This is a genomic window from Pseudomonas sp. A-R-19, from assembly GCF_019956575.1.
In the GTDB taxonomy this organism is placed as follows: domain Bacteria; phylum Pseudomonadota; class Gammaproteobacteria; order Pseudomonadales; family Pseudomonadaceae; genus Aquipseudomonas.
Window position 1 is genome coordinate 1 of record NZ_JAHBDR010000003.1, and the last position, 6620, is coordinate 6620.

At 59.9% G+C, this 6620-nt stretch carries 5 protein-coding genes and 1 rRNA gene; 1 reads left to right on the forward strand and 5 read right to left on the reverse strand.

The features are described 5' to 3' along the window. Positions 1–317: 317 nt before the first annotated feature. Genes KGA88_RS00075 through KGA88_RS00085 form a run of 3 tightly spaced genes read right to left on the reverse strand, consistent with a single transcriptional unit; the run spans position 318 to position 3297 of the window. The gene (locus KGA88_RS00075; RefSeq protein WP_223588099.1) at positions 318–1247 is read right to left on the reverse strand and encodes a 2-hydroxyacid dehydrogenase; all 930 of its coding nucleotides are present in this window, start codon (positions 1245–1247) and stop codon (positions 318–320) included. Then, on the reverse strand, positions 1244–1999 hold the full coding sequence (locus KGA88_RS00080) for a class II aldolase/adducin family protein (protein ID WP_110661562.1): 756 nt from the start codon (positions 1997–1999) through the stop codon (positions 1244–1246). Before KGA88_RS00080 ends, KGA88_RS00075 begins: the two co-directional genes overlap by 4 nt. Next, positions 1996–3297, reverse strand: coding sequence for an MFS transporter (locus KGA88_RS00085; RefSeq protein WP_110661560.1), 1302 nt, complete (start codon positions 3295–3297; stop codon positions 1996–1998). The genes KGA88_RS00080 and KGA88_RS00085 overlap by 4 nt, the downstream gene beginning before the upstream one ends. A gap of 151 nt (positions 3298–3448) precedes the next feature. On the opposite strand from KGA88_RS00085, the gene KGA88_RS00090 reads away from it, so the two are divergent. Next, positions 3449–4408, forward strand: coding sequence for a LysR family transcriptional regulator (locus KGA88_RS00090; RefSeq protein WP_110661558.1), 960 nt, complete (start codon positions 3449–3451; stop codon positions 4406–4408). Positions 4409–4420: 12 nt separating this feature from the next. On the opposite strand, the gene mrdA is transcribed toward KGA88_RS00090, so the two are convergent. Both mrdA and rrf read right to left on the reverse strand, forming a co-directional pair. Next, positions 4421–6313: a penicillin-binding protein 2 gene (mrdA, locus tag KGA88_RS00095; RefSeq protein WP_110661556.1), complete on the reverse strand. Its 1893-nt coding sequence runs from the start codon at positions 6311–6313 to the stop codon at positions 4421–4423. 197 nt (positions 6314–6510) lie between these two features. Continuing rightward, positions 6511–6620, reverse strand: a 5S ribosomal RNA gene (gene rrf / locus KGA88_RS00100); the annotation flags it as partial.

Consider the following 6620-nt stretch of genomic DNA (forward strand, 5'->3'; position numbering starts at 1 on the left):
CGGAAGAAGACACGGATTGATCAAACGAACTATGATTTTTCATGGACTCGCCCTCGCTGTCGTTGGCTGTTTAGACTGCCACCGTGGCGCATTGACGCCTCGGCTTGGGCGAGTCCATCCAATTACACGAGACCGCGTGAGCTCCAAACCCTGTAGGAGCCGGCTTGCCGGCGATGGACTCCAGTGCGCCGCGTTTATCCGGCTTACACGCGTTATCGTTAACGACCATCGCTGGCAAGCCAGCTCCTACAGATATTGCGTAATCAGTGTTTTCCGGGATTGCGTGAAGATCCATTTTTAACGGGATAGCGGTTGGCTTAATAACCCAGTAATCGGTCGGCACAGTTCAATAACGGTTCGCCGGTATTCAATCGACGGAAGTTCTCCGCTACTTGTTCGGCAATACAGTCATGGGAAGCCGCCGAGGCCATGTGCGGGGTGATGGTGACGCCGGGCATCGTCCACAGCCGGTGATCGGCCGGTAGCGGTTCCTGCTCGAAGACATCCAGCAAGGCACCGCGTAATTGCCCTTTCGCCAAGGCCCGTTCGAGGTCATCGATATTCAAATGAGCGCCGCGCCCACAGTTGACCAGTGCCGCACCGTTGGCGAGCTGTCCGAAAGTGGCACGGCCGAGGATGCCGCGGGTTTCACTGGTCAGCGGTAGCAGGTTGATCAGCAACTCGACGCCGTCGAGAAACGGGTTCAACGCCTCCGCTCCGGCGAACGTGCGCACACCCGGCAAGTCCTTGCTGCGCCGCGCCCAGCCGCGCACGTCATAGCCCGCCGCGACCAGATCCAGGGCAATTGCGCTGCCCAGCGAGCCGAGCCCCATCACACCAACCTTGAACTGCCCCGCCGCCCGTTGCAGCGGCCGCTCCCAGTGCTGTTTCGGTTGCTGCGACAGCACTTGGTCGAAACCACGATGATAGTGAATCACCGCCCAACGCACGTACTCGGTCATGCCCTGGCGATGGCCCGGGTCGACCACGCGGCAGATCGGTAGATCCGGACACGACGGGTCGTGATCGAGGTGATCGATGCCGGCGGCCACGGAGTGAATCACCTGCAGGTTCGGCAACTCGCCGAGACTGCCCGGCAACGGAAACCAGCACGCCGCCATCTGCGCATCGGCTGCCCGGGAATCGTCGGCCAGCACGGCAGTGAGCTGCGGCGCGCTGCGGGCAAACGCGGCCTGCAATTGCTTGAGCAGCAAGGTGTCGCGGGACAACAGAACCACAGTGTTCATGACAGATAGGACTCGCGCTGGGATTCGATCAGGGTCAGGGCGGCCTCCCAGGCCAGGTCGATGATATTGTCCTGCTCATCACGGTCAAACTGCTCGGCAGTGTGCGCGCACACTTGCGGTGACGGGTAATGCAATGCCGAACCACCGGCCAGGGCCTGCACCTGGGCCTGACAGGCGCGCTCCAGGAAGTGGATTTCCTGGAACGCCTGGGCAACCCCCGAACCACCAACCAGCAGGCCGTGATTGCGCAGGATCATCGCCCGGTGCGGACCGAGGTCGGCAATCAGGCGCTCGCGCTCATCCAGCGACAGCGCGATGCCCTCGTAGGTGTGATAGGCCAGCTTGCCGTAGAACTTCAGCGCGTGCTGGCTGATCGGCAGCAAGCCTTGCTTCTGTGCCGCAACCGCCATGCCGGCCGCGGTGTGGGTGTGGATCACGCAGTTCAAGTCCGGGCGCGCCATGTGGATCGCCGAGTGAATCACGAAGCCTGCTGCGTTGACCCGATGGCCTGCGTACTCTGGATCGACCACCCGCCCTTCCTGATCGATGCGCACCAGGTCCGAGGCGCGCATACGGTCAAAGATCACCCCGTAGCGATTGATCAGGAAGTGGTGTTCAGGTCCCGGAATTCGCAGGGTGATGTGGGTGTCGATCAGGTCGGTCATGCGAAAGTGCGCAACCAGTCGATACAGTGCCGCCAGTTCACAACGGGCTTGCCATTCAACCGGGTCGATGTGTGCAGGTTTACTCACGAATACACCTCTTTAGCAGCGTGGGTGACGACCGGGTTGGCGCGCAGGCGGGCCAGGCCGCAAACACCGATCAGGGACAGGGCCGAGAGCAAGGTGAAGAACACCGCCAGGGGCAACCATTGTCCGGAAAACTTGCTGGCCAGCAGGGTGCCGATCAGCGGCGTGGTGCCCCCGGCCACGGCGCAAGCCAGTTGATAAGCGATGGAAATGCCCGAGTAGCGCAGGTGCACCGGAAAGGCCTGGGTCATGTAGCCGGCGATCACCGCGTACAGCGCCGAGAGAATCACCACGGCCAAGGCGATGCCGAGGGTCATCAACAGAATGTTCTGCGTGCCGACCAACAGGAACATCGGATACGGGGTGACCATGCACAGCAGCGCGACCATCTTGAGAAAACGCGCTTCGCCAATGCGTTCAGCCAGCAGCGCCGAGACCGGTTGCGAGAGCAACTGGATGACGGTCACCAGAAACAGGCAATCGAGAATCGTCGACCGGGCAATGCCCTGGTATTGGGTGACGTAGGTAATCATGAAAGTATTGGTGAAGAAGAACCCGGCCGAGCCGATGGTCACCGCCGCGGCGGCGAACAGGATCTGCCGCCAGCAGGTGCGGATCACCTCCATCACCGGATACTTGGCGGTTTCGTTATTGTCCTGGACCTTGGCGAATTCCGGCGACTCGTGAACCCCGGAACGGATCAACAGGCCGACCATCATCAACACGCCGCTGGCGAGGAACGGCAGGCGCCAACCCCAAGCGAGGAACTCCTCTGGCTCAAGGGACGTCACCAGACGGAAAGCGATCAGGGCCAGCAACAATCCGGCCGGGCTGCCGAGTTGGGCGAACGAGGCATAGAACGTCTTGCGCTTGGCCGGCGCATGCTCGCTGGCCATCAGCACCGCCCCACCCCACTCGCCACCGACCGAGATGCCCTGGATCACACGCAGGACGATCAGCCCGATGGGTGCCCAGATACCGGCGCTGGCATAACTCGGCAACAGGCCAATCCCGGCGGTGGCGATGCCCATCAGGGCCATGGTCACCAGCAGCATTTTCTTGCGCCCGAGACGATCGCCCAGATGACCGAACACCATGCCGGCCATGGGACGGGCAATGAAGCCGACAGCGAAACTGCCGAACGCGGCGAGGGTACTCATGACCGGGTCGCTGCTGGGGAAGAATACTTGCCCGAGCACCAATGCCGCCGCGGTGGCGTAGATGTAGAAGTCGTAGAACTCGATGGTCGTGCCAATGAAGGCAGCGGCCGCGGCTCGGCGCGGTTGGGCGGTAGTGTGCATACAAGGACCCTGTGTACTTATAGTTTTGGGCAGGTGTTGAGGGTGACGGTTGCGCTCTGTGGCGCTTGTGGGCTTTATCGCTTCCGTGCCAGGATTAGTCAATTTTCAAATTCTTATCTTTACTATTAGCGCTGCTACTGCATGAGGTTTTATGCCCTCCACTTCCAACCCTTGGGTCGGCCGGCGCTTTCTCAATGACCGCCTCGACTGGAACCTGCTGCGCACCTATCTGGTCATCGGCCAGGAGGGCAGCATGAGTCGTGCCGCCGCGCGACTGCACATCACCCAGTCGGCCGTCAGCCAGGCGCTGAAACGCCTGGAAGAACAACTGGAATGTGTGTTGATTGCCCGCAGTGGGCGACGCTTTGAACTGACGGAAACCGGGGAAGAAGTCCTGCGCATAGCGGCGGATATCTACGGTGATATTTCACGCCTGGGGACAGTGGTGGAGAGCCGTCATGACGACTTGGTGGGCAAGATTCGTATTCTCACCGTCAGCGGTGTTCAGGCTCGGCATTACGATGATTTCCTCGCTGACTTCCATGAAACCCACCCGAAAATCGAGCTGGAAGTCGAGGTGATGGGCAGTTCGAACATCATCAGCTCGCTGCTGCAAAAGACTGCGACGATCGGCGTCGGATTGTGCCGTTTGCCACAGCCACGGCTGGAACAACGGGTGCTGTTTCGCGAGACCTACGCTTACTTTTGCGGTCAGCGGCATCGGTTGTTCGGGCAAGAGAACCTGACCCTGGAGCAGCTCGCTGCGGAAAATTTCGTCAGCTTCACCAGCGATCAATTGGGCGGCAATCTTTCACCCTTGACGCTGTTCCGCGACCAGCAAGGTTTCACCGGTAAGATCGTCGCATCATCCACCAGTTTCGAAGAAATTTACCGCCTGATCTGTGCAGGTTACGGCATTGGCGCCTTGCCCACGCATTTGGTGCACCGGGATGTCGAGCAAGGCCTGCTCTGGCGCTTGCCACCGGAAGACGGGGTGGTGGATTTCGATATCCAGCTGTTGTGGAATCGCGAACAGAAGATGAGCCAGGCCGAAACGGTGTTCCTCGAGAGCTTCCAGCACATGCTCAGCATCCGTGAGCCTGTGCTGTGAAGCCCTGCTGATTCAGACGTGGGAATCGCCCGGCGCCTTGCTCGGCGCGGCGTACTGCGGCTTCAGGTGCCCGTCCTGATCGAGTAGCCAGGCGTCCATGATCTGCCGTACGACCGGTCCGGCGACACGACCGCCCGCCTCGCCGTTTTCGATCATCACCGAGATCACGATTTTTGGGTGCTCGGCCGGGGCGAAACCGACGAACAAGGCATTGTCGCGGTTACGCTCGCGGGTTTTCTCGCGGTTGTAACGTTCGCCCTGCTTGATCGCCACGACCTGCGCGGTACCACTCTTGCCGGCAATACGATACTGCGCCCCTGCCGCTGCGGCCCGGGCAATCCCGCGGGCATCATGCATCACCATCTGCATGCCATGATTGACCTGCTCCCAGTCGCGCGGATCCTTGAGCAGGATGTTCGGCACGGGATGCTCATCCACCGGCGCGACGCCATCCACCGTTTTGGCCAGGTGCGGGCGATTCCACACGCCTTTGTTGGCAATCAGCGCCGTAGCCTGGGCCAATTGCAGCGGCGTGACCTGCATGTAGCCCTGGCCGATGCCGAGAATCACCGTCTCGCCCGGAAACCAGGCCTGACGACGGGTGGCGCGCTTCCAGGCCTGGGATGGCATCAGGCCGGAGGCTTCTTCGTTCATGTCCAGGGAGACTTTCTCACCGAGTCCGAACATGGCCATGTAGTCGTGCAGGCGGTCGATCCCCAGCTTATGTGCCAGGTCATAGAAGTAGGTGTCGTTGGAACGCATGATCGCCGCATCCATATCCACCCAACCATCGCCGCTGTGGTTCCAGTTGCGGTACTTGTGATCGAAATCCGGCAGTTGGTAGTAACCGGGGTCGAACACACGAGTCTGTGGCGTGACGACACCGGTATCGAGGCCGGCGATCGCCACTTCCGGCTTGATGGTCGAACCCGGCGCGTACAGGCCGCGCAGCACACGGTTGAACAGCGGTCGGTCGATGGAGTCACGCAGCGTTGAGTATTCCTTGGAGCTGATGCCGGTGACGAACAGATTCGGATCAAAACTCGGATTGCTGACCATCGCCAGCACTTCACCGGTCGACGGGTCCAGCGCGACTACCGAGCCTCGACGATCACCCAGGGCTTGTTCGGCGGCCTCCTGAAGCTTGACGTCGAGGCTAAGGACAATGTTCTCGCCCGGCACCGGGTCAGTGTGCTTGAGCACCCGCAGCACACGTCCCTGAGCATTGGTTTCGACCTCCTCATAACCGACATGGCCGTGCAGTTGCGCCTCGTAGAACTTTTCGATGCCGGTCTTGCCGATCGATTGGGTGCCTCGGTACTCGACCGTATCCAGAGCCTTTGACTCTTTTTCGTTGATACGCCCGACGTAGCCGACCGAATGAGCGAAGTGCGCGCCCAACGGATAGTGCCGAACGAACTGTGGCTCGACATCGAGACCCGGCAAGCGGAACTCGTTGACGGCGAGTACGGCTATCTGTTCTTCGCTCAGCTCATAGAACAATGTCACGGGTACGAAGGGGTGACGCGCCTGCTTCATCGCCTTGTCGAACTGCGAGCGGTCTTCGGCGGGCAAGTGCAGGAGATTGACCACTTCGTCCAGCTCGCTTTTAACATCGGTGGCGAGTTCGCGGGTGATGGTCAGGTTGAAACTAGGACGGTTGTCCGCAAGGAGTACGCCGTTGCGGTCATAGATCAATCCGCGGGTAGGTGTAATCGGCAGGACGTGGACGCGGTTGTTTTCGGAGATGGTGGAGTGATAGTCGAACTCGACTACCTGCAGGACATACAGACGTACCACCAGCGCACAGGTAATGGCGGCAACGAACAGGGCGCAGGCCATGAGTCTCTTGTTGACCAGGCGTGTTTCTTTTTCATGGTCCTTGATCGGTATCGGTTCAGGCACTTGTACAGCAACTCTTTGAAAAGAACGCCGATCCGTGGGCGCAAACTCAGTCCATTAAAAATGAGCTGCACCATACCAAAAGCGTGGAGCCTGGTTCGTGTGATTTTTTTCACAATTGACCTTGGCTGGCTCGGCTCTTTTTTCGAGCGCAAAAACAAAACCCCAACTGCTTTCGCAATTGGGGTTTCGGAATTTAATCTTGACGATGACCTACTCTCACATGGGGAAACCCCACACTACCATCGGCGATGCATCGTTTCACTGCTGAGTTCGGGATGGGATCAGGTGGTTCCAACGCTCTATGGTC